Origin of the sequence: Acidovorax sp. 210-6 (assembly GCF_010020825.1) — a bacterium.
GTDB classification, from domain to species: Bacteria; Pseudomonadota; Gammaproteobacteria; order Burkholderiales; family Burkholderiaceae_C; genus Simplicispira; species Simplicispira sedimenti.
Genome location: NZ_JAACJE010000001.1, coordinates 1539349 through 1561992 on the forward strand (window position 1 = coordinate 1539349; position 22644 = coordinate 1561992).

15 protein-coding genes, 2 tRNA genes and 1 riboswitch are annotated in these 22644 nt (G+C 67.1%); of the genes, 6 read left to right on the top strand and 11 right to left on the bottom strand.

Annotated features, from left to right (window positions below; genetic code table 11):
* Positions 1-6 precede the first annotated feature (6 nt).
* Complete coding sequence (locus GWK50_RS07120) at positions 7-825, bottom strand: alpha/beta hydrolase (RefSeq protein WP_162015777.1); 819 nt, start codon at positions 823-825, stop codon at positions 7-9.
* A 3-nt stretch (positions 826-828) separates the two neighbouring features.
* Positions 829-2130 carry an O-acetylhomoserine aminocarboxypropyltransferase gene (locus tag GWK50_RS07125; RefSeq protein ID WP_162015779.1) on the bottom strand — a complete coding sequence of 434 codons (1302 nt, stop codon included), beginning with the start codon at positions 2128-2130 and terminating at the stop codon, positions 829-831.
* A 161-nt stretch (positions 2131-2291) separates the two neighbouring features.
* On the opposite strand from GWK50_RS07125, the gene GWK50_RS07130 reads away from it, so the two are divergent.
* Positions 2292-2741 carry a CBS domain-containing protein gene (locus tag GWK50_RS07130; RefSeq protein WP_162015781.1) on the top strand — a complete coding sequence of 150 codons (450 nt, stop codon included), beginning with the start codon at positions 2292-2294 and terminating at the stop codon, positions 2739-2741.
* 176 nt (positions 2742-2917) lie between these two features.
* Positions 2918-4015 (top strand): chorismate synthase, encoded by a 1098-nt coding sequence (gene aroC, locus GWK50_RS07135; protein WP_162015783.1) that lies wholly within the window; start codon positions 2918-2920, stop codon positions 4013-4015.
* A gap of 19 nt (positions 4016-4034) precedes the next feature.
* Here aroC and GWK50_RS07140 read toward each other — a convergent pair whose 3' ends face one another.
* The 4 genes from GWK50_RS07140 to GWK50_RS07155 form a co-directional block, all read right to left on the bottom strand.
* Positions 4035-4922: a DMT family transporter gene (locus GWK50_RS07140; RefSeq protein WP_162015785.1), complete on the bottom strand. Its 888-nt coding sequence runs from the start codon at positions 4920-4922 to the stop codon at positions 4035-4037.
* 157 nt (positions 4923-5079) lie between these two features.
* Positions 5080-5529: a transcriptional regulator NrdR gene (gene nrdR, locus GWK50_RS07145; RefSeq protein ID WP_162015787.1), complete on the bottom strand. Its 450-nt coding sequence runs from the start codon at positions 5527-5529 to the stop codon at positions 5080-5082.
* A gap of 25 nt (positions 5530-5554) precedes the next feature.
* Positions 5555-6799 carry a serine hydroxymethyltransferase gene (gene glyA / locus GWK50_RS07150; RefSeq protein ID WP_162015789.1) on the bottom strand — a complete coding sequence of 415 codons (1245 nt, stop codon included), beginning with the start codon at positions 6797-6799 and terminating at the stop codon, positions 5555-5557.
* A gap of 37 nt (positions 6800-6836) precedes the next feature.
* A riboswitch (ZMP/ZTP riboswitch) is annotated at positions 6837-6990 on the bottom strand.
* Positions 6991-7039: 49 nt separating this feature from the next.
* Positions 7040-7903 carry a lytic transglycosylase domain-containing protein gene (locus tag GWK50_RS07155; protein WP_162015791.1) on the bottom strand — a complete coding sequence of 288 codons (864 nt, stop codon included), beginning with the start codon at positions 7901-7903 and terminating at the stop codon, positions 7040-7042.
* Positions 7904-8620: 717 nt separating this feature from the next.
* On the opposite strand from GWK50_RS07155, the gene GWK50_RS07160 reads away from it, so the two are divergent.
* Positions 8621-12364: a DUF748 domain-containing protein gene (locus GWK50_RS07160; RefSeq protein ID WP_242455320.1), complete on the top strand. Its 3744-nt coding sequence runs from the start codon at positions 8621-8623 to the stop codon at positions 12362-12364.
* Positions 12365-12515: 151 nt separating this feature from the next.
* Positions 12516-15203 (top strand): DUF349 domain-containing protein, encoded by a 2688-nt coding sequence (locus tag GWK50_RS07165; protein ID WP_242455321.1) that lies wholly within the window; start codon positions 12516-12518, stop codon positions 15201-15203.
* A gap of 128 nt (positions 15204-15331) precedes the next feature.
* Here GWK50_RS07165 and GWK50_RS07170 read toward each other — a convergent pair.
* Together GWK50_RS07170 and GWK50_RS07175 are read right to left on the bottom strand one after the other, a co-directional pair.
* Positions 15332-15416, bottom strand: a tRNA-Leu gene (locus tag GWK50_RS07170).
* A gap of 104 nt (positions 15417-15520) precedes the next feature.
* A tRNA-Leu gene (locus GWK50_RS07175) sits at positions 15521-15605 on the bottom strand.
* 34 nt (positions 15606-15639) lie between these two features.
* Here GWK50_RS07175 and rnr point away from each other — a divergent pair.
* Complete coding sequence (gene rnr / locus GWK50_RS07180; RefSeq protein WP_162015794.1) at positions 15640-17964, top strand: ribonuclease R; 2325 nt, start codon at positions 15640-15642, stop codon at positions 17962-17964.
* 43 nt (positions 17965-18007) lie between these two features.
* Here the strand turns inward: rnr and GWK50_RS07185 are convergent, their stop codons facing one another.
* Positions 18008-18970, bottom strand: coding sequence for an alpha/beta fold hydrolase (locus GWK50_RS07185; protein ID WP_162015796.1), 963 nt, complete (start codon positions 18968-18970; stop codon positions 18008-18010).
* A gap of 87 nt (positions 18971-19057) precedes the next feature.
* Here GWK50_RS07185 and GWK50_RS07190 point away from each other — a divergent pair, with 87 nt between their 5' ends.
* Positions 19058-19792: an AraC family transcriptional regulator gene (locus tag GWK50_RS07190; protein WP_162015798.1), complete on the top strand. Its 735-nt coding sequence runs from the start codon at positions 19058-19060 to the stop codon at positions 19790-19792.
* Here the strand turns inward: GWK50_RS07190 and GWK50_RS07195 are convergent.
* Both GWK50_RS07195 and GWK50_RS07200 read right to left on the bottom strand, forming a co-directional pair.
* Entirely contained in the window at positions 19779-21305 is a 1527-nt protein-coding gene (locus tag GWK50_RS07195; RefSeq protein WP_162015800.1) for an NAD(P)H-hydrate dehydratase, read from the bottom strand. The genes GWK50_RS07190 and GWK50_RS07195 overlap by 14 nt on opposite strands.
* Before the next feature lie 70 nt (positions 21306-21375).
* Positions 21376-22620: an FAD-dependent oxidoreductase gene (locus GWK50_RS07200; RefSeq protein ID WP_162015802.1), complete on the bottom strand. Its 1245-nt coding sequence runs from the start codon at positions 22618-22620 to the stop codon at positions 21376-21378.
* Positions 22621-22644: the final 24 nt, after the last annotated feature.

The window sequence follows — 22644 nt, forward strand, 5'->3', positions numbered from 1 at the left end:
TAGCATTCAGCGCGCCAGGAAGTCCCGGAGGGCGAACAGCGTTTCTTCCGGCGTCTCGGTCATCTGGTGGTGGCCGACCGGGAGGTGAACCACCTGTACCTGCTTGCCGGATTCACGCGCCTTGGCGATCAGACCCTGGGCGGCCTTGGGCGTCGTCATCTGGTCCTGCGCGCCCAGGGCGAACAGCACGGGGCAGGCGATGCGCGCGATGGCCTCGTTGCCGCCCGCGTAGCTGTCGCAGGCCACAAAGCCGCGGTGGAAGACGTTCACCTCGCGGTTGCTGCGCAGCACGCGGCGGCCCAGCGCCATGCTGGCGCCGTACACCCAGGTGCCGGGGCCCAGGGCCGTGGGGGGCGCGCACAGGGTGCTGCGCGAGAACACGTTGACCATGCGCAGCGCCTTCTCGGGCTCGTTCAGCGAGGCCTCGATGAGCGCGGGCGACACCTTCATCGGGAAGGCCGTGCCCACCAGCACGAGGTGACTCGCGCGCTCCTGCAGGCGCGCGGCGGCTTCCAGCGCGATCAGCGAGCCCCAGCTGTGGCCCACCAGCGCGGCGCGCGGCGCGCCCACGGCGTCCAGCAGGGCGACGATGAAGTCCGCCGCTTCCTCCACCGAGGCGGGCGCCGGGCCTGCGCTCTTGCAGTGGCCGGGCAGATCCACCGCCAGCACGTTCCAGCCGTGGTTGGCGAGGTAGCGGCTCTGCATGGCCCAGACGCTGTGGTCGTTGAGCACGCCGTGGATCATCACCACGGTGGGCTGGGCCGGGTTGAAGGGCTTGCCGCCGGTGTAGCAGAAGGTTTGGTGGCCGTTGACTTGCAGTTCCATGGCTCAGGCTCCTGCCTTTTCCGCGGCCTTGAGGGCGCGCTTGAGGTCGTCGATGAGGTCGTCCGGGTCTTCCAGGCCGATGGACAGGCGGATCGTGCCCTGCGTGATGCCCGCGCCCGCGAGCGCGTCGTCGGACAGGCGGAAGTGCGTGGTGCTGGCGGGGTGGATCACCAGGCTGCGGCAGTCGCCCACGTTGGCCAGGTGGCTGAAGATCTTGAGCGTCTCGATGAACTTCTTGCCCTGCGCGCGCGTGCCCTTGAGGTCAAAACTGAACACCGAGGCCACGCCGCGCGGCAGCAATTTTTGGGCGAGTTGGTGGCTGGGGTGGGATTCGAGCAGCGGGTGGCCCACGCGCTCGACGAAGGGCTGGCTGGCCAGGAATTGCACCACCTTCTCGGTGTTGCGCATGTGCTGCTGCATGCGCAGCGGCAGCGTCTCGATGCCCTGCAGGATGAGCCAGGCGGTGTGCGGGCTCATGCAGGCGCCGAAGTCGCGCAGGCCCTCGCGGCGTGCGCGCAGCAGAAAGGCGCCCACGGTCGATTCCTCGCTGAACACCATGTTGTGGAAGCCCTCGTAGGGCGCGGTCATCTCGGGGAAGCGCCCCGAGCCTTCCCAGTCGAACGCGCCGCTGTCCACCACCACGCCGCCGATCACCGTGCCGTGGCCGCTCAAGAACTTGGTGGCTGAGTGGTACACCAGGTCGGCGCCGTGCTCGAACGGTTTCATCAGCCAGGGCGTGGTGAAGGTCGAGTCCACCAGCAGCGGAATGCCGTGCTCGTGTGCGATGGCGCTGACGGTGGGGATGTCGAGCACGTCCAGGCCGGGGTTGCCCACGGTTTCGCCGAAGAACAGCTTGGTATTGGGCCGGATGGCGGCGCGCCATGCGTCGATGTCGCCGGGCTTGACGAAGGTGGTTTCGATGCCAAAGCGGCGCAGCGTGTAGTGCAGCAGGTTCTGCGAGCCGCCGTAGAGCGCGGTGCTTGCCACGATGTGCGAGCCCGCGCCCATCAGCGTGCAGATGGCCAGGTGCAGCGCGGCCTGGCCGCTGGCCACGGCGATGGCGCCCGCGCCGCCTTCGAGCGCGGCCATGCGCTGCTCGAACACGGCGTTGGTCGGGTTGCTGATGCGCGAATAGACATGCCCGCCGCGCTCCATGTTGAACAGCGCGGCCGCGTGGTCGCTCGATTCGAACACGAACGAGGTGGTCAGGTGGATGGGCACGGCGCGCGCGCCCGTGGCGGGGTCGGGGGTGGCGCCTGCGTGCAGGGCCAGGGTATCAAAGCCGGGATCGGCGTAACCAGGCATGGACTTGTCTCCAGAAAAGGGCTGGGCAGCCAGGGCGTGGGGCAATTGGATGATGACACGCCCTACTGATGGCTGCGCATTTGTGGGCTATATTTGACCACTCAACGTACCGCGATTCTGGCGCCCGCGTGACGCGGCGCCCTTCACGAAGGCAGCACCCCATGAAAGTCAGCGACATTCTGCGCGTCAAGGGCAACACCCTTTTTACCGTTCATCCCGACGAACCCCTGGCACGTGCCGCCGAGGCCATGGCCGAGAAGGACATCGGCTCGCTCGTGGTCATGGAGTTGGGCGATCTGGTGGGCATGCTGACCTTTCGCGAGGTGATACAGGCCCTGGTCAAGCACAACGGCAGCGTGGGCACCATGCTTGTGCGCTCTGCCATGGACGACCACCCGCTCACCTGCACCATGGAAACCGACATGGACGAGGTGCGCCGCATGATGCTGGACCGCCACGCGCGCTACATGCCGGTGATGGACAAGCGCATGCTCATGGGCGTGATCAGCTTCTACGACGTGGCCAAGGCCGTGGTGGATAGCCAGAATTTCGAGAACAAGATGCTCAAGGCCTATATCCGGGATTGGCCGGAAGAGAAGACAACCCCCTGAGTCGCCTTCGGCGCCTTCCCCCTTCTCTCGCATTGCTGCGCAATGCGGGAAGGGGGACGCCACCAGCGCGGCGGGGCGGCCCTTGCGCGGTGGCTCTGGCCAAGAGTCGCGCCCGATGCAAGCGTCGGTGGCTCTTTCCCATTGCAGTGGGTGGCCGTCTGGGATAATCCGGCGCCATGAGCGGCAACACCTTCGGCACCCTTTTCTGCGTCACCAACTTTGGTGAATCCCACGGCCCGGCCATTGGCTGCGTGATCGATGGCTGCCCGCCCGGCATGCTGCTGTCCGAGGCCGATATTCAGTTTGACCTGGACCGCCGCCGCCCCGGCACCAGCCGCCATGTCACGCAACGCAACGAGCCCGACGCCGTGGAGATCCTCTCGGGCGTTTACGAGGGCCGCACCACCGGCACGCCGATCGCGCTGCTGATCCGCAATACCGACCAGCGCAGCAAGGACTACGGCGACATCCTGCGCACCTTCCGCCCCGGCCATGCCGATTACACCTACTGGCACAAGTACGGCCTGCGCGACCCGCGCGGCGGCGGGCGCTCGTCGGCGCGCCTGACGGCGCCCACCGTCGCGGCCGGCGCCGTGGCCAAGAAGTGGCTGGCCGAGAAGTTCGGCACGCAGTTTCGCGCCTGCATGACGCAGCTGGGCGAGCTGGACATCCCGTTCGAGAGCTGGGAGCATGTGCCGCACAACCCTTTCTTTGCCCCTGTGGCCGATGTGCAGCGCTACGAGGACTACATGGACCAGCTGCGCAAGGCGCACGACTCCTGTGGCGCGCGCATCCGCGTGCAGGCCACGGGTGTGCCCGTGGGCCTGGGCGAGCCGCTGTTCGACAAGCTCGACGCTGATATTGCTTACGCCATGATGGGCCTGAACGCCGTCAAGGGCGTGGAGATCGGTGCGGGTTTTGCCAGCGTGGCCCAGCGCGGCACCACGCACGGCGATGCGCTCACGCCTGAGGGCTTTGCCAACAACAACGCGGGTGGTGTGCTCGGCGGCATCAGCACCGGGCAGGACATTGAGGTGAGCATTGCCATCAAGCCCACCAGTTCCATCCTGAGCCCGCGCGAGTCCATCGACATCCACGGCCAGAGTACCGAGGTGGTCACCAAGGGCCGCCACGACCCCTGCGTGGGCATCCGCGCCGCTCCCATCGCCGAGGCGCTGCTGGCGCTGGTGCTCATGGACCACGCGCTGCGCCACCGTGCGCAGTGTGGTGACGTGGTGCAGGCGGTGCCGCCCATTCCCGCCGCGCGCCCCTGACGACGGCAGGACGGCGCGGTCAGCGCGGACGCAGGAACGCCAGCAGGCGCAGCGGGTTGAAGCCGGTCACCAGCGTGGTGGCCAGCAGCACCAGCGCGCCGCCCCACAGCATGCCAGGGCCCAGGGCCTCGTCCAGGAAGAGGCTGCCCCAGGCCACGCCGAACAGCGGGATCATGAATGCCGAACTCATCGCCGCCACGGGCGAGATCTGGCTCAGCACGCGCAAATTGAGCCAGTAGGCCAGGCCGGAGGTCACCACCCCCATCACCGCCACGGCCAGCAGCGCGGGTAGGGTGAACTGGGCCTGGTGCCAGTCCCACACTGCGCCCGGCACCAGCAGCACCAGCGCTGCCGCATGGATGCCTGCGGCAATGGCCAGCGGGCTGATACGCTGGGTGGCGCGCTTCATCCAGGGGGTGCACACGCCGTAGCAGGCGGCTGCGGACATGCAGGCCAGCGCCGCCAGCAGCAGCGTGGGCGAGGGCTCCACCGGCCCCAGCCGCACGATCAAGGCCACGCCGGCAAAACCGCACGCGCAGCCCAGCCACTTGCGCAGCGAGAGCGTGTCCTCCTTCATCCAGGCCGAGGCCAGCACGCCAAAGGGCACCACCATGGTGTTGAGCAGCGCGCTGTAGCCCGCGGGCAGGTGCAGGGCGGCATAGGCGTAAAGCAGAAAGGGCAGGGCGACGGTCAGCGTGCCCAGGCCTGCCAGTTCACGCCAGTGGCGCCAGGGCCAGGGCTCGCGTGTGGCGCGCATGATGGCCACCAGGGTGAGCGTGGCCAGCCCGATGCGCAGCGCCGCAGCCACATGGGGCCCCAGCGCCGGGCTGGCGATGCGAATGAACAGAAAGGAAGCGCCCCACAGGGCGGACAGCAGCACAAGCTGCAAGAGGTGGCGGGTTCTCACGGCAGTGCCATTGTGCCGGGGCGGGGCCAGAGGCGCCGTGCTGTACGCGACAGCATTTTGATAAAAAATGCTTGTAACGCCCGTCCATCAAGCGCGAGTAGCTATAAAAATAGTAGCAAATGATGAAAGGAGCACGGGCGTGCCTGCCGCCACGGGATCACTGGCGCACTTCGTCCACCAGGGTCTTGAATTCGTCGATGTCCTCGAAGCTGCGGTACACACTGGCGTAGCGGATGTAGGCCACCTTGTCGAGCTTCTTGAGTTCGCGCATGACCAACTCGCCGATACGGCTGGAGGGCACTTCGCGCTGGCCGAGGTTGAGGAGTTGCTCCTCGATGCGCTCAATGGCCGAGTCCACCTGTGCTGTGCTCACCGGGCGCTTGCGCAGCGCAATGCTGAACGAGCCCATGAGCTTGGGGCGTGCGTATTCGGTGCGTCGGCCGTCCTTCTTGACCACGCTGGGGAAGCTGACCTCGGGCCGCTCGTAGGTGGTAAAGCGCTTTTCGCAGGTGGCGCAGCGGCGCCTGCGCCGGATGAAATCCCCGTCCTCGGACACCCGGGTCTCGACGACCTGTGTCTCGTGGTGGCTGCAGAACGGGCACTTCATGGGCGTGCAGGCGCGCGCGGCCGAATCAGCGGTAGACCGGGAAGCGGCTGGTCAGCGCGTTGACCTTGGCGCGCACGGCGGCGATGTTGGCTTCGTCGCGCGGGTTGTCCAGCACATCGGCAATCAGGTGGGCCGTGGCGCGGGCTTCTTCTTCCTTGAATCCACGCGTGGTCATGGCGGGGGTGCCGATGCGCACGCCGCTGGTCACCATCGGCTTTTCCGGGTCGTTGGGGATGGCGTTCTTGTTGATGGTCATGTGGGCGGCGCCCAGCACGGCCTCGGCTTCCTTGCCCGTGATGCCCTTGGCGCGCAGGTCCACCAGCATGACGTGGCTTTGCGTGCCGCCGCTGACGATGCGCAGGCCGCGCTGGGTCAGCGTCTCGGCCACGACCTTGGCGTTCTTCACGACCTGTTCCTGGTAGGCCTTGAACTCGGGCGTGAGCGCTTCCTTGAAGGCCACGGCCTTGGCCGCGATCACGTGCATCAGCGGGCCGCCTTGCAGGCCGGGGAAGATGGCGCTGTTGATGGCCTTCTCGTGCTCGGCCTTCATCAGGATGATGCCGCCGCGCGGGCCGCGCAGGCTCTTGTGCGTGGTGGAGGTCACCACGTCGGCGTGCGGCACGGGGTTGGGGTACACGCCAGCAGCGATCAGGCCGGCGTAATGGGCCATGTCCACCATGAAGATGGCGCCGATTTCCTTGGCGATTTTGGCGAAGCGCTCGAAATCGATGTGCAGGCTATAGGCCGAGGCACCGGCCACGATCAGCTTGGGCTTGTGCTCGCGCGCCTTGGCTTCCATCGCGTCGTAGTCGATTTCTTCCTTGGCGTTGAGGCCGTAGGAGACCACGTTGAACCACTTGCCCGACATGTTCAGCGGCATGCCGTGCGTGAGGTGGCCGCCTTCGGCCAGGCTCATGCCCATGATGGTGTCGCCGGGCTTGAGGAAGGCCAGGAACACGGCCTCATTGGCGGAGGCGCCGCAATGCGGTTGCACGTTGGCGGCGTCGGCACCGAAGATCTTCTTCACGCGGTCGATGGCCAGTTGCTCGGCCACATCGACATACTCGCAGCCGCCGTAGTAGCGCTTGCCGGGGTAGCCTTCGGCGTACTTGTTGGTCAGTTGCGTGCCCTGGGCCCACATGACAGCGGGCGAGGCGTAGTTTTCGCTGGCGATGAGTTCGATGTGCTCTTCCTGGCGCTTGTTTTCGGCCTGGATGGCGGCAAAGAGTTCGGGGTCGGTTTGTTCGACGAGGATGTTGCGGTCGTACATGGTGTTGGCAGTCCTATGAACTTGTGTCCCTTGAAACAAGGGCTGCCCAGGCGAACGGCGGAACGCGCAACAGCGGTCGCTGGCCGCGCGGTACGCTCCCCGGTGGTTCACAGGAGGTTGCCCCTGCAGTTTTCCACGTCAGCGGCAGGCCCGGTGGGGGTCTGCGCCTATCGCCAGTTGCGTACCTTGCGAGTGTAACCGGAGCGCTGTTGGGCCGCCCAAAAGATCGCAAACAGGTTCTTACAGATCCGTGGCAGACAGCAAGGCCACTTTCTCGCCCAGACTGCTGGCGCCTGGTGCTGGGGATGCTGCAGCCGGGGCCGTCTTGGCAGGGGCCTGGGTGGCCAGTGTGGGCGGTGCCACGGCTTGTGTGGGCGGCACGGCCCGGCCCGTGGATGCGACCTGGCGCAGGCGGTAGTGTTCGGCCAGGACCTTTTCGGCGTAGCCGCCATCGTTCTGGGGGTCGGTGGCTCCGACGTAATAGGCCAGCCCACCCTGGACCGATCCGGCACGCGTGATGCAGTCCTGCAATACCTTCACGCCCACACGCAGATTCGTCACCGGATCGAAGGCGGCCAGGTGACCGCCCAGGGCTTCGTATTTGTCGGTGTGCACGCGCGTCATCACCTGCATCAGTCCTTGGGCGCCGACGGGGCTCTGGGCGAATGGGTTGAAACGTGACTCAATGGCCATCACGGCCAGGATCAGCGTCGGGTCCAGCTTGGCACGGGTGCCAATCTCGTAGGCCTCGGCCACCAGCAAGCCCAAGGGCTCCGGCGCCACGCGGTATTTTTTGCTAAGCCAGTAGGCCACACGGGCTTGCTCCTGGGGCAGCTCCTTGGGGTTGACGGCCAGGGTTCGTTCGCTGGGTTCCTGCAAGTCATCTGCCGGAACGACCAATGATTCTTGGCGGGCCTGCAACCAGTCCATCAACTGCGCCTCGCCGGCCTGGCGCAAATCGGGCCGGGCGGTCAAGGTGATCGCGATGATGGCTACGGCCACGCCCAGAAGAGCAAAGCCGCTGTGGGTGATGTGCAGAAACCCCTGTGCCAGGGTGGCAGCCAAGGAACGAAGCCCGGAGACCAAGTTGTTTGTCGCTGTCATAGCTTTCCTTTCTGGTGCGAACGCCATGCTGTGGTGGCCAGAGGCCATTCAAGGGCACAAGGTTTCGCCTGGATTGGTACGCCATCAAGTCCGGGCCATGGATATGGGGAAGGGCCCTGGAACTGACTTTGCCGATGTCGGCAGCGGTTCGGGTTACTACTGATGTTTCAGAAGCTGGCGGATTCTAGGAGGGCATTAAATGCCTAGTCAATACTAACAAATTGAAATTTAAGACATAAAAATTCTTAAAAAGCTGTCAAAAATCACAGATTTGGACCGATTTCTCCTATGAGCGGGGCCGATACAGGTGCTGGTGTGCTGAATGGGGTGGAGTGCTGCATCCAATTTCAATCGATGGGCATTCCGTGATTGACGGTCTGATTTGTGCTGGGGCGCGTTCTTTGATAAGGTGTGCTTGCCTCTTCGATGAAGGCATCGCCGAACGAAGCAAAGCCCGCTGCCAGTGCATGCAGTGCCAGCGCAGACAGAGTGCCGAGCTTCCAAGGCAACCCCCTGGGGGCAATCCCTTGCCCCCCGCGGTACGGACCACATTCCTCCGTACCGCAAACCGATGGCAAAGACCGTTGTGTCAGCCGTCAAGCCCGGATGGGTGGCGCATGGCGCCGCTCCTCCGGGCTTTCTTGTTTCAACCGGTTGCCGAGGCAGCGCCAAAGTCTGCTCCAATCGCGCCATCGTCTTGCCGTGCCAACGGACCCCATGAAGCGTTCCCTGACCTTGCCATTTGTCCGTTTGTTGTCGTCTTCCCAAGGGAATGCCTGGCGGCGCAGGCTCCAGATGGCCGCCGGGGCGCTGTTGCTGGTTTGGCTGGCGCTCTGGTTGGCGGTGCCGCCGCTGGTTCATGCCCGTGCGCAGCAGGCATTGAGCGACCTGCTGGGGCGCCAGGTGACCATGGGTCACTTGCAGTTCCTGCCCTGGTCGCTGGAGATCACCCTGCAGGATCTGAGTGTGGCGGGTCGGGACGGTGCCGCGCCGCAGTTGCAGGTGGCGCGCATCCATGTGGATCTGGAGATGCAGTCCTTGCTGCGCAGGGCGCCGGTGATCGATGCGCTGGAGGTGGATGCCCCCATCCTGCGTGTCACCCAGCTCGCACCTGGGCAGACCGATCTCGACGATGTGGTGCACAGGTTGAACCAGCCTGGGCCTGAGGGGGCTCAGCCCCAGGGTTTTGCCCTCTACAACATTGCCTTGCAAGGGGGCTCGGTCGATTTTGAGGACCGTACCGTGGGGCAAACCCATGAGGTGCGGGACATCACCTTTTCGCTCCCCTTCTTGAGCAACCTGAGTGCACAGCGTGCCGTCAAGGTACAGCCCAGGCTGGCCTTGCGCATCGGGAACAGTGTGTTCGATTCGGCGGCGCAGGCCATGCCCTTCGTGGAAAGCCATCGGACCGACGCCGTGCTGCGGTTCGACGGTCTGGATCTGGCGCCCTACAAGAACTATCTTCCTGCAGGCCTGCCCTTGACCCTCGCTTCAGGCACCTTGGATGCGGACTTGCGCATTGCTTTTGAGCAAAAGCCCCGGCCCATGGTCCAAATCAGTGGGGCGCTGGGCCTGAAGAAGCTGAGTTTGCACGACAGTCAACAGCATGAACGGCTGTCCTTGGACGCCCTGCAGGTGCAGGTGGCGGATTTCCAGCCCTTGCTGCGCACGCTGCGTGTGGATTCCGTGGTGCTGACCGCGCCCCAGGCGCACCTGCGCCGCAATCGCGCTGGTCAGTGGGATTGGGGGACTCAGACCGCGCTGGCCTCGCCCCCGCCATCGGCAGGCAAGTTGCAGCAGGCCGAGCCAGCGGCTGGTGGATGGAAGCTGTCCCTGGCCCGGTTTGCCGCACAGGGTGGATCGCTGCGATGGGAGGACGACAGTGTCCCGGGTGGCGCAAGACTGGCAGTGCAGGATCTGGTGCTGCAGGCGTCAGCCCTGTCCTTTCCAGCCACGGCACCCATGCAATGGGCCGGCAGCATGGCGATGGCCCCGCTGGATGGCGAAGGCAAGCAAGGCACGGCCCAGGCCGTTGTGCCGGCCACCCTGGCTTTTGCGGGTGCGGGTACGCCGCAGGAGGGGCGTACCGCGCTCTCGGTACGCAGCCTGCCACTGGAGTGGGGCGCCCCGTATTTGAGTGCCTGGTTCACGCCCAGGCTCTCGGGGGTGGTTGAAACCGATGCCGGGCTGGCCTGGAACGGGGGCGCCTGGGTGGCCCAGGTGGCCCGATTGGGGCTGGATGGGGCCAGATTGTCCTGCGTAGTCGCGGCAGACTGTTCCGAGGTCGAGGCCATGCGCAGCGTGCTGCGCGATCGGCGCACCCTGGCAGACCTCCAGCGCCTGGAGGTCGAGGATATGCGTGTCGATGGTGCACGCCATGCGGTGCAGATCGGGCGGATGGCGCTGGCCCAGCCGCGTGTGCGGGTAGAGCGGGATGCGCGTGGGCAATGGATGGTGGATCGCTGGCTGCGCGCGGCGCAGACCGCACCTCCGCCTGAGTCCGCTGCCGCCCCAGCGGTGAAGCCCTGGTCGCTGGTGCTGGGCCGCATGGAACTCGATGGCGGCGTTGTCTTGTTGAACGATGCTGCCCTCGGCCAGCGCGTATCGCTGGCGGCTACGGATGTGCGGGTGAGGCTGCAGGACTTTGCGCCTGCAGCGCCTGGCGCACGGCCCGCCGCCCTGACCTTGTCGGCCCGGCTGGGCGCCGGCCAGGCCGATCCCGGGCGACTGGAGTACGAAGGCGGCCTGGGCGTCATGCCTTTGCAGGTGCAGGGGCGGGTGGCAGCGCGGCATCTTCCCTTGCACGCGATGGCACCGTATGTTCAAGGTGGGCTGCGCGCGCGAGTGGGCAGGGCGGATGCCAGCTTTGTGGGGCAGGTGCAGGTGCGGCAGACCGAACCCGGCCTGCAATGGGCGGTGCAAGGGGATGCGGCCTTGGACGATGTGCGCGTACGCCTGGCTTCTGTGGCCCCCTCGGAGGCCGATGAAGGGCAGGAAACACTCCTGCTGCAAACGCAGGAGGATGGGGACGTCTTGCAATGGCGGTCGCTGGGAATGCGAGGCATCGACGCCGCACAGCCAGCGGGTGGACCGCTGACCTTGTCGGTCCGCGAATCGGCACTGAGCGATTTCTTTGCCCGCATCGTTGTGCAGTCCGATGGTCGCCTGAACCTGCAGGATCTGATGGGCCCGGTGTCCAACGCGCCAGAGAACACTACCGCTGCCGCAGCGGAGCAAGCGCCCCAGGCGCCCCAGGCGCCGCAAATTCGCCTCGGGCCCATCAGCCTGACGGGGGGGCGGGTGCATTTCACGGACCATTTTGTGCGACCCCAGTATTCAGCACAGCTTAGTGGCCTCACGGGACGTTTGGGCGCCATTACTTCAGCCCCCACCGAGGGTGGGGCACCGCCCGCCATGGCCGAGCTGGAGCTGCGCGGCAAGGCCGAGGGCACCGCATCGCTGGAGATCCTGGGCAAGCTCAATCCCCTGGCCCAGCCCGTGGCGCTGGATATCCAAGGGCGTATGCAGGGGCTGGAACTGTCTCCGCTCACGCCCTACGCCATCAAATATGCAGGCCATGGCATTGAGCGTGGCAAGCTCAACATGGAGGTCAGCTACCGTGTCCAGCCCGATGGGCAGCTCAGCGCCCAGAACAAGCTGGTGCTGCACCAGCTGGTCTTTGGCGAAGAGGTTGCGAATGCCCCCAGAAGCCTGCCGGTGCGGCTGGCCGTGGCCTTGCTGGCCGATCGCAATGGGGTGATCGATGTGGACCTGCCGATCAGCGGATCGCTCAATGACCCCGAGTTTCGCGTCGGTCCGGTGATCTTCAAGCTGCTGGGCAACCTGATTCTGAAGGCCGTGACAGCGCCTTTCTCGCTGCTTGCAGGCCTGGGTGGTGGTGACGCGGAACAGGGCTTTGTGCCGTTTTCCGAAGGCAGTGCGGCATTGGACGCGACCGCGCGTGCCTCCTTGGACAAGGTGGTCCAGGCGCTGGAGCAGCGCCCAGCGCTCCAACTCACCGTGGTGGGCCAGGCCAGCCTGCAGACCGAGCGTGAGGCCTGGAAGCGCGCACAGCTGGAGCAGGTGCTCCTGGCCCAAAAGCGCCGCATGGCGGCACCCGGCGGTACATCAGGGGCCGTGCCAGAGGCGCCGATCCGTGCCGAGGAGTATCCGGCCCTGCTCAAGGAGGTGTACCGCCGCGCCGACATTCCCAAGCCGCGCAACCTGGTCGGGCTGGCCAAAGACCTGCCCGAGAGCGAGATGCAGGCGCTGCTGCTGGCGAACATTGCCGTGCCCGATACGGCGATGCACGACCTGGCATTGGCACGGGCAGTGGCGGTGCGCGACTACCTGCTGGAGCGGCGCATGCCGCCCGAGCGATTGTTCCTGGGGGCGGTGCGACTGTCGTCCGGACAGGAAGGCTGGACCCCCCGTGCCGAACTGGGTTTGGGCATGCGTTGAGAGCCTTCTGATGGGTTTTGTCCAAATACCGGCGAAAATACCCCCTTTGCGCGTTCACCATTGACTGGCCAGACGCGCGTGCTGCGCACCGGGATGAGTCGGTGCGCCTGTTTCCAAAAAATCCATGTTTCCACTTTTTTCCCGCAGCAAGATGTCCGACGCACCTGAAACCACTCCGGCTCCGGCCAAGGCTTCCGAAGCCCATCCGTTGGACGCCATGACCGGTGGCGCCTTTTCTGCAGCGACCTCGGGCGAGCGTGCTGCGCGCATCCGTGAATGGCTGGCGACCACGCCCACCCCGGAGCAATTGCAAGAGGTGTTCAAGGAACTGAGCGCACGCGACAAGGGGGCTGCCCGTGCCGTGCGCGAGCGCCTGGACGAGATCCGTCGCGCCCGCAACCAGGAATCGATCGCCGTTGAATGGGCCGAAAAGGCCCGTGCCTTGCTGGCAGCGCCCCGCCTGAACATTGCCGACGCATTGGCATGGCAGCGCGACGCGGCCAAGGCCGGTGCACCGCTGTCGCGCGAACCCCTGTCGTTGCTCAAGGCCGAGCTGGCCGATCGCGTCAAGGTGATCGAGGATCTGCAGCACCGCGTACAGGTCCAGCGCGAAGCGGCCGTGCTGCTGGCCCAGCGCATCGAGGTGCTCTCTACCAAATCCTGGCGCGATGCCCAGGCGGCGCAGGAACTGCTCAGCACCGATGTGGCGCGTTGGCAGGAGCAGGCCCAGGCCCTGAGTTCCGACGCCAACTGGCCCAGCGTGGAGACACGTTTCCCGCCTTTGCTCGACGCCTCGCGCGCCCAATTGCTGGTGGTGTGGGAAGCTTTCAACTCTGCGCTGGCGCAGGCGGTGGCGGCCGCGTCTGACGAGCAGGCGCCGCTGCCCCCCGTGCCCGTATGGGCCGATGAGCTACGCCAGGCGCGTGGTCTGCCGGCGCAGGCCGAGACCGTCGTCACCGACAAGCCCCCACGCCCAGCCCGGCCCAAGACGGATCCGCAGGTGCTGGCTCAGGCCGCTCAGGCAGTGGAAGAAGCCCTGCGGCACTTGGAGCAAGAGACTGCCCAAGGCCACGGCAAGGCCAGTGCCGGTGCCGCATCGGCGCTGCGCGCGGTGCTCAAGACCCAGGGGCGCCATATCGACCATGCCCTGGAGCAACGGGTGCACTCCGCCCTGGTGGCAGCGGGTGAACTGGAAGGCTGGCAGCGCTGGAGCGCAGACCAGGTGCGCGAAGACCTGATCGCCAAGGCCCAGGCCCTGCTGCAACGCCCTGAGGGCCAGGCCCTGGGCGGCCGCAAGATCCAGGAGTCGCTGCGCCAGCTGCGTGAACAATGGAAGCATGCCGACCAAGGTGGCGCGCCCAACCATGCCCTGTGGAAGAAATTTGACGAGGCCTGCAATGCGGCCCACAAGGTGGTTGAGGTCTGGCTGGAAAAGCTGCGCACCGAAACGGCCGCGCACAAGGCGCAACGTCTGGCGCTGATCGAGGAAGTCCGCGCCTGGGCCGTTGAACACGCCAACGGGGGCGACTGGAAGGCCGTGCAACGTGCGCTGTTCCAGTTTGCCGAGCGTTGGCGCGAGAGCGGCCATGTGGGCGAAAAAGTCTATGCCGAACTCCAGCCGCTGTGGAAGCAGGCCCTGGCATCCGCCAGCGCACCGCTGGAGCAGGCACAGGCCGCCAGCCTGGCACGCCGCCAGGCCATGATCGACGAAGCCGCCCAATTGGGCTCTGCACCCAGCCTGCGCATTGACGCGATCAAGGCCCTGCAGCAGCGCTGGCAGGCCGAGGCACACAGCGTTCCCATGGACCGGCGCCAGGAGCAGAAGCTCTGGGATGCTTTCCGCAAGCCCATTGACGAGGCCTTCAACCGCAAGAGCGCCGAGCGTGAACGCGGTGCGACGCAGGCCAGCGCGCATGATCGCGCCGTGCTGGAAGCCGCCAAGGCCCTGGAGGCTGCCAATGCCGGGGGCGATGCGCAGCAAATCCGCAGCGCCATGGCAGCGCTGGAAGCGGCCCTGCGCGGCCAGGCACAGGCGGCCCGTGAAGCCGAAGCAGCCGCATCGGCGGCTGCGCCGGCCGATGCGGCGGTGGCAACCCAGGAGCCCGTGGCCGATGAGCCACCTGCCGAGGGTGGGGATGCAGGCGAGGCGCCTGCTGCCCCCGCTCCCAAGCCTGCGGCACGCCCGGTGGTGGCGGTGCGTGGGGACGATCGCCCTGGCATGAAGAAGGAAGCCCCGGCCGCTGCCACGCGTGGCGCAAGGCCCGGCGAGCGCCGTGATGCACGCCCTGGCCGCGATGCGGGTCGGCCCGACGCCCGTGGCCCGCGCGACGACATGCGCACTGGCGGCCGCTTTGCAGACCGCCGCCCTGAAGAGCGTGGCCCGCGCCTGGGTGATGCTGCATTCCGGGCTCAGCGCGAGGCGCTGGAGCACGCCCAGCAGGCGCTCAAGAAGCTGGCCGCCCAGGCCCATGGTGAAGCGCTCACGCAGCTGCTGACCGCCTGGGAAAAACGCGACGGCAGCCTGGTGCCATCGGCCCAGGAACTGGGTGGTCGTGTCCAGCCCGCTGTGCGCTCGGCCTGGGTGCAGGCCCTGGCAGGCGCGCCTGCGGGAGATGCCGCACAGGCACTGCTGCGCCTGGAGATCGCTGCCGAGGTGCCCACGCCGGCCGAACAACTGTCGGATCGGCGCATGCTGCAGTTGCAACTGCTCACCCGCCGCAACGACCCTGCTCCCGCAGAAACCTGGGGTCAGGATGCCGCGCGTGTGCTGGGTAGCGCCAGCGATGCAGCCAGCGCCCGCCGCCTGCAAAACGTGCTGAAGGCGCTGTTGCGCAAGTGATGTGTGGGGCCTGACCCGCTGGCCTTGTGCGGCGGGTCGGGTCTGCGCACTGTGTGAACAGGGCAGAGTGGGCACGAGGCCTTGAGAAATGAAAAAGGCCGCTGCGAATGCAACGGCCTTTTTTGTTTTGGTGCCCAGGAGAGGACTCGAACCTCCACGGAGTTACCCGCTAGTACCTGAAACTAGTGCGTCTACCAATTCCGCCACCTGGGCATTTCAGGAAATTCAAATTGTATAGCAAGAAAGCGCCTTCCTGAAATCGTTTGCGCTTTTTTGTTTTGAAAAAAGCCGCTGAAGCAGCGGCTTTTCGTTAAACTTGGTGCCCAGGAGAGGACTCGAACCTCCACGGAGTTACCCGCTAGTACCTGAAACTAGTGCGTCTACCAATTCCGCCACCTGGGCATTTCAGGAAAGACTTAGATTGTATAACAAAAAAATGAACTCCAGCGCCAAGCCTTTGCATCCATCCGACGAGATCGAGGGCACCGTGCAGGGGCACCGTGACGGCCACGGGTTCGTGGTCCGTGAAGACGGACAGGCCGATATCTTCCTCCCCCCCAACGAGATGCGTGCCGTCCTGCACAAAGACAGGGTGCGCGCACGCATCGTGCGCCACGACCGGCGCGGACGCCCTGAAGGCCGGGTGACCGAGATCCTGGAGCGCCCCGCGCATCCCATCATCGGTCGCCTGCTGCAAGAGAGCGGCGTCTGGATTGTGGCTCCCGAAGACAAGCGCTATGGGCAGGACATCCTCATCCCCGCAGGTGCCTTGGGTACCGCCAAGACCGGGCAGGTGGTGGTGGTGCAACTGACCGAGCCACCCGCGCTGTTCGGCCAGCCTGTGGGCCGCATCACTGAAGTGCTCGGTGAGGTGGACGACCCTGGCATGGAGATCGAGATCGCCGTGCGCAAGTACGGCGTGCCGCACGAGTTTTCCGAGGACTGCCTGGCCGAGGCTGGCGCCTTGCCCGACAAGGTGCGCGCGCAGGACAAAAAGCAGCGCATCGACCTGACCGACGTGCCGCTGGTCACCATCGACGGCGAGGACGCGCGCGACTTCGACGACGCCGTGTACTGCGAGCCTGCCAAGGTAGGGCGCGGCAAGGGCTGGCGCTTGCTGGTGGCCATTGCCGACGTGAGCCACTATGTGCAGACCGGCAGCCCCATCGACGTGGACGCCTACGACCGCGCCACCAGCGTGTACTTCCCGCGCCGCGTCATCCCGATGCTGCCCGAGAAGCTCTCCAACGGTCTGTGCTCGCTCAACCCCGATGTCGAGCGCCTGTGCATGGTCTGCGACATGCTGGTCACCGCCAAGGGCGAGGTGCATGCCTACCAGTTCTACCCGGCGGTGATGTTCAGCCACGCGCGCTTCACCTACACCGAGGTGGCCGCCATCTTGGCCAACACGCGCGGCCCCGAAGCCGCCAAGCGCAAGGAGCGCGTGCCCGACCTGCTCAACCTGCACGACGTGTACCGCGCACTGCTGCAGGCGCGGCGTGAGCGCGGCGCGGTGGACTTTGAAACCACCGAAACCCAGATCGTCTGCGACGAGAACGGGCGCATCGACAAGATCGTGCCGCGCACGCGCAACGACGCGCACCGTCTCATCGAGGAAGCCATGCTTGCCGCCAACGTGTGCAGCGCCGACTTCATCGCGCAGGGCAAGCAGCACGGGCTGTACCGCGTGCACGAGGGTCCCACGCCCGAGAAGCAGGACATTCTGCGCAGTTACCTCAAGGCCATGGCCGTGGGGCTGTCGATCAGCGAGAACCCGCAACCGTCTGAATTCCAGGCCATCGCCGAGGCCACCAAGGACCGGCCCGACGCGCAGCAAATCCACACCATGCTGCTGCGCTCCATGCAGCAAGCCATCTACACGCCCATCAACAGCGGCCACTTCGGCCTGGCGTTTGATGCCTACACGCACTTCACCAGCCCGATCCGGCGCTACCCCGACCTGTTGGTGCACCGTGTGATCAAGGCCATCCTGGGCAATACCAAGTACCGCCTGCCCATGCTGCCCACGCCGGGCGAAGCGCACGCCAAGCTGAGCAAGCGTTTGGCCAGCCGTGTGGCGCCACCCGGCAAGGTGCCGCGCAAGAAGGAGTCGGGCGCGGCCCTGGCCGAGACGCAGGCCTGGGAAGCCGCCGGCCTGCACTGCAGCGCCAACGAGCGCCGTGCCGACGAGGCCAGCCGCGACGTGGAGGCCTGGCTCAAGTGCAAGTACATGCGCGAGCATCTGGGCGAGGAATACGGTGGCGTGGTGTCTTCGGTCACCAGCTTCGGCATTTTTGTCACGCTCGATGCCATGTACGTCGAAGGCTTGGTGCACATCACCGAACTGGGGGGTGAGTATTTCCGCTTCGATGAGTCCCGCCAAGAACTGCGTGGCGAGCGCAGCGGCATCCGCTATGTGATCGGCACCCGCGTGCGGGTGCAGGTCAGTCGGGTGGATCTGGACGGGCGGCGCATCGATTTCAGGCTTGTCGGTGATGAAGATGTGCCGGGAGCCGCGCGCAACCCCCGCGAGAAGGCCAGTGCTGCGCCATCCGGTGGAGCGCGGTCCGCTCCTGCAGGCAAGCGCAGACCACCCTTGGACATCGAGGACGCTGGTCGCGGCAGCCTGGGCGGCGGTGGTCGCAAGGCGAGTTCCAAGTCTTCCAAAAACACGGCTTCGGCGGGCAAATCGCGGACGCAGTCCACCAAAGCGGGTGGCAAGACCGCCAAAGCCAAAGGGCGTTCCACGCGGCGGACCTGATTTGCTATCAAATATATAGCTGCTGACGCTTTATTTATGGGCGTCAGCGGCTTTTTTCATCTATTTTTGCGTTCATTTCATGCAAGAACTGCCCATACCGGGCAGACACGGCCAGGGGCGCCTCCATCATCGGCAGATGCCCCAGGCCCGGCAGCGTTTCGATGCGGGCCTGGGGCAGGAGTGAGCGCAGCGCCTCGGCCCCCGAGGCGTCAAACACGCGGTCCTGCTGACCCCACAGCGCCAGCGTCGGCGGCCGCAGTCCGCCGATCCGCTCCTGCAGCAGGTAGCGGTCCTTGAGCTGCGCATGCCACAGCCGGAGGTTGGAGGGCGCGTCGCGCACGGCATCGGCGCGCGCCGCCTCCAGAATCGGTGCGGGCAGGAACGGGCGCTGCGCGAACACCAGGTCCATCATCGCGTCGAAGGCCACCGCATCGTGCGCGACCAGCGGCGCCTGGCCCGCATCGATCAGCCGATCCGTGGTGCTGGGCCGCGTCGAGCGGATGCCATGTGGCGCACCGATGAAGGCCACGCTGGCCACCCGATCAGGGTGGCGCAGCGCAAACAGCGCGGCGATCGTGCCGCCCATCGAGTTGCCCGCCAGGTGCACACGCGGCAGGCCCAGCGCGTCCAGCCATGCGGCGAGACGTTCGGTGTGCGCCGCGTAGTCGTAGGCCTGGCCCTCGAGCCGATCGCTTTCGCCAAAGCCCGGCAGGTCGGGTGCGATGACGCGGTGGCTGCCGGTCAGCGGGCGGGCGAAGTCCACCCAGTGGTCCTTTTCGGCGAAGATGCCGTGCAGCAGCACGACCGGCGTGCCACCCGCGCTGCCTGCACCGCCCTCCAGGTAGTGGATGCGGTGACCCGCGGCTTGCACCGTCTTTTCCTCCAGGCCCGAGAGGCTGCGGTTGAGCCACAGCAGGGGCTCCTTGTAGAGAAGCGGAACGGCGTGGTAGGTGGTGATGGCGCACAGCAGCAGCAGGGCGCCGCCTGCAAGGACAAGGCGTTTCAAGGGATTCTCCAGAATGTGTGGTGGGGATGTGATCGGCCGTGCGCAAGGCTATCGGCAAGCCCGCCGGAAAACTTGTATGTTTGGGCTATGCGCGCGACGAACACACTGACCCTGGGAACCGACCGGGCCCTGTATGTGGGAGAGCTGCCGGCCACCGGCTGGCATCGCCACGCTGCGCCCGTGCTGCTGCTGGGGCTGTCGGGGCGCTTTGCGGTGCATCTGGCGCCGGGGCGCGTGGAAACCTGCCACAGCGCGCTCATCGACATGGGGGTCTGGCATCTGTTCGACCCGTGCGGCGAACGCGTGGCCTTGGTGTACCTGGAGCCCGATTCTGCCGAGGCCCGCAGCCTGCGGCCCTGGCTCGGGCAGCAAGGCGGTGTGGTGTTCGACCCGGCCGCGCGGACCCGCACGCGCGGCTGCACGGAGGCCCGGCTGCGCAGCTTCGACCTGCCGACCCTGCTGGGCCAGCGTTTCGAGGCGGCTGCCGAACTCGATTCGCGCGTATTGCGCAGCCTGCAGCATCTGCGCATGGCGCGCGACGGGGCCTTGCCGCGCGATCAGGTGGCGCAGGCGGCGCACCTGTCGGCCTCGCGCTTCAACCACCTGTTCCGCCAGGAAATGGGCGTGAGTTTTCGCAGCTACCGGGTGTGGTCCCAGGTGCGGGCGGCCATGGCGGGGCTGGCCACGCAAGCCCGGCTGACCGATGCCGCGCTGCACGGTGCGTTCAGCGACTCTGCGCATTTCAGCCGCACTTTTCGACAGACGTTCGGCATGACGCCGTCCAGCGTGCTCAAGCCCCTGCGCGAGGTCACGCTGGTGTGAAGGTGTCCCTGGGCCGCATGCGCCGCGCCAGCGCGCTGGCCGTCAGCGCCTGTTCGTCGGGCCAGGTATCGGCGGCGCGGCCATGGGCATACACCGCCTCGGCAGCCGCATCGAGCGGTGCCGGGCCGGCGGCCCAGTACGCGCCGATCAGGCCGGCGAGCACATCGCCGGTGCCTGCCGTGGCCAGGAGGGCGTTGCCGGTGGGGTTGATTCGCGGCGCTTGGTTGGGCGCTGCCACTACCGTGCCCGAGCCCTTGAGCACCACCACGCACTGGAACCGCTCGGCCAGCTGCTCGGCCGCCGCGAGGCGGTGCGACTGCACGCTGGCGGTATCGGTGCCCAGCAGGCGCGCTGCTTCCAGCGGATGGGGGGTGAGCACGGTGGCATGCGCTTTTGGCGCGCGGTCTGCCAGGGCCTGCGCGAGCGCGGCGTCGGAGGCGATGGCGTTGAGCGCGTCGGCATCGAGCACCAGGCGTGGGGCCTGGGCCAACACCTGGGGCAGTGCGGCGCGCACGGCCTCGCCGCCACCACAGCCGCACACCACAGTGAGCTGTTCGAGCTGCAGCGCATCGACATGGCGGAACATCAGTTCGGGTTGCCGCACATCGAGATCGAGCGTGCCGCCCAGCAGCGCCACCAATACCCGGCCTGCACCGCCATGCAACGCCGCGCTGGCGGCGAGCAGCGCCGCGCCGCCCATGCCCAGCCCCCGGGCGTCAAGGCCTTCGCCACCGATCACGGCCACATCGCCATAGCTGCCCTTGTGGCTGGCGTGCGCTCGCGCTGCGGCGGCGGGCGGGCCTGCCAGCCAGGCGCTGGCAGCCTCGCTCTGGCAGGGGACGCCCAGGTCGTCCCACCAGACGGTACCTGCGGCATCGCGCCCGGCACCGGTGAACAGGCCGGGCTTGAGTGTCAGCAGGCTCAGGGTGTGGCGCGCGGCGGGGGGCGCAGCGCCACGCATGGGCGCAAGGCCAGGGGCATATTGCCCGGTGTCGGCCTGCAGGCCCGAAGGGACGTCCACGCACAGCACGGGCGCCGGGCTGTGGTGCAGCGCATGCAGCAGCACCGTCAGTCGTTCGGAGGGGGGTGGGCGCTGGTCGCCCGGCGCCAGGCCGATGCCCAGCAAGGCGTCGATGCACAAATCCTGCGGTCCCAGCGGATGGGGGGCCTGCTGACTGAAGGCCACGCCCGCGTCCTGCGCGCGCTGCCAAGACAGGCGGGCGTCGGCAGGTGCTGTCTCGGGGGCGCCCAGCCAGGTCACCACCACGGGCATGCCTGCCCGGTGCAGCAGCATGGCGGCTTCCAGCCCGTCGTCGCCGTTGTTGCCAGGGCCGCAGGCGATCCATACGGTGCGTGCATGTGGGGCCATGGCGCGTGCCAGCCGGGCCACAGCCAGCCCGGCGCGCTGCATCAGGGTGTGGGGGGGCAGAGTGGCGGCGGCGCTGTGTTCCAGCCGCCGCGTGGCGGCGGTGTGGTGCAGCGGGTGGGCCTGGGTGGGATGGACGCGTTGCATGGCGGCACGGGGCGAGTCGGGAATCTGGCCATTGTGCCGCTGAAGTGCCCTACGGGCGGGTGTGAAACACCTACTGCCAGCGCTGCGGCGCCCAGGATTCGCTGGGCAATGCCGGGGTGCGCTGGGCCAGCTGGTCAGCCAGCAGGCGCGCGCTGCCGCAGGCCAGGGCCCAGCCGCTGGCGCCGTGGCCGAGGTTCAGCCACACACCAGGGGTGCCGCTGGGCCCGATGGCCGGGGCGCCATCGGGCAGCATGGCGCGGGCGCCGCGCCACACCTGCACGCCACTGGCGTGGGTGACGCCGCCTGGAAAGCACTCGCCCAGCACGCGGTACAGCGCGTGTACCGTCTGCGGATGGGCCTCGTGGGCGCGGCCCAATTCGGCGCCACCGGCAATGCGCACGCGCTGGCCCAGGCGGGCGATGGTGCTGCCGCTGGCGATGTCCACTACCGCGCTCTGGGGCGCGTGCAGGGCCTCGCGCATGGGCGCGCTGAGGGTGCTGCCATGCAGGGCTGCCAGCGGCAACCGCAGGCCCAGGGGGTGCAGCAGCGCTGCGGCCTGGGCACCGGCGCACAGCACCACGGCATCGAAGGGGCGTGGGCTGGCTTCGCCCTGGATCTGCAGGCCCGTGGGCGTGGTGCACACGCGCTCCACCGCGGCGCTCCATTGAAAGTCGGCCCCCTGCCGTTGTGCCGCCTGGCGCAGCAGCAGTGCGAACTGGCGGCAGTTGCCTGCCAGCCCATCGGGCAGATGCAGCGCACCCGCCAGCGCCAGCGTGGGGGAGAGGCCGGGTTCGATGCGGCGCGCCGTGTCGGCGTCCACTTCCAGCGCGGTGTGGCCGGTTTCGCGCAGGGCCTTGAGCAAGGGGGCTGCGGCCTCGGCGTCTTGGGCGCTGCGCAGCAGCAGCAGGGTGCTGGAGCTGTGCTCGAAGGGCAGATCCAGTTGCTGGGTCAGCTCCAGCAACCGCGCCTGGCTGTAGCGGGCCAATTGCAGCAAGGCCAGCCCTGCGGGTTGGGGGCTGTGTGCTGCCCGTGCCGCGGCGCGGCGCCACTGGTGCAGCCAGGACAGGTCGGACAGCGAGAGCTGGCGCCCCAAGCGCAAGGGGGCCTTGCGGCCCAGCCAGCGCGCGGGTGCGAGCAGGCCGGGCAGCGCCCAGGGAATGGCGGCCGCCGGGGCCAGCAGGCCGCCGGTGGCAAAGCTGTCCTGGGTGGCGGCGGCGTTGTGGCGGTCGAATACGGTGACGGCATGGCCGTCGGCGGCCAGTTCGTAAGCGGTGGTGACGCCGACGATGCCGGCGCCCACGATGGCGATCTTCATGGATTCAGGTATTTTTGGCTTGCA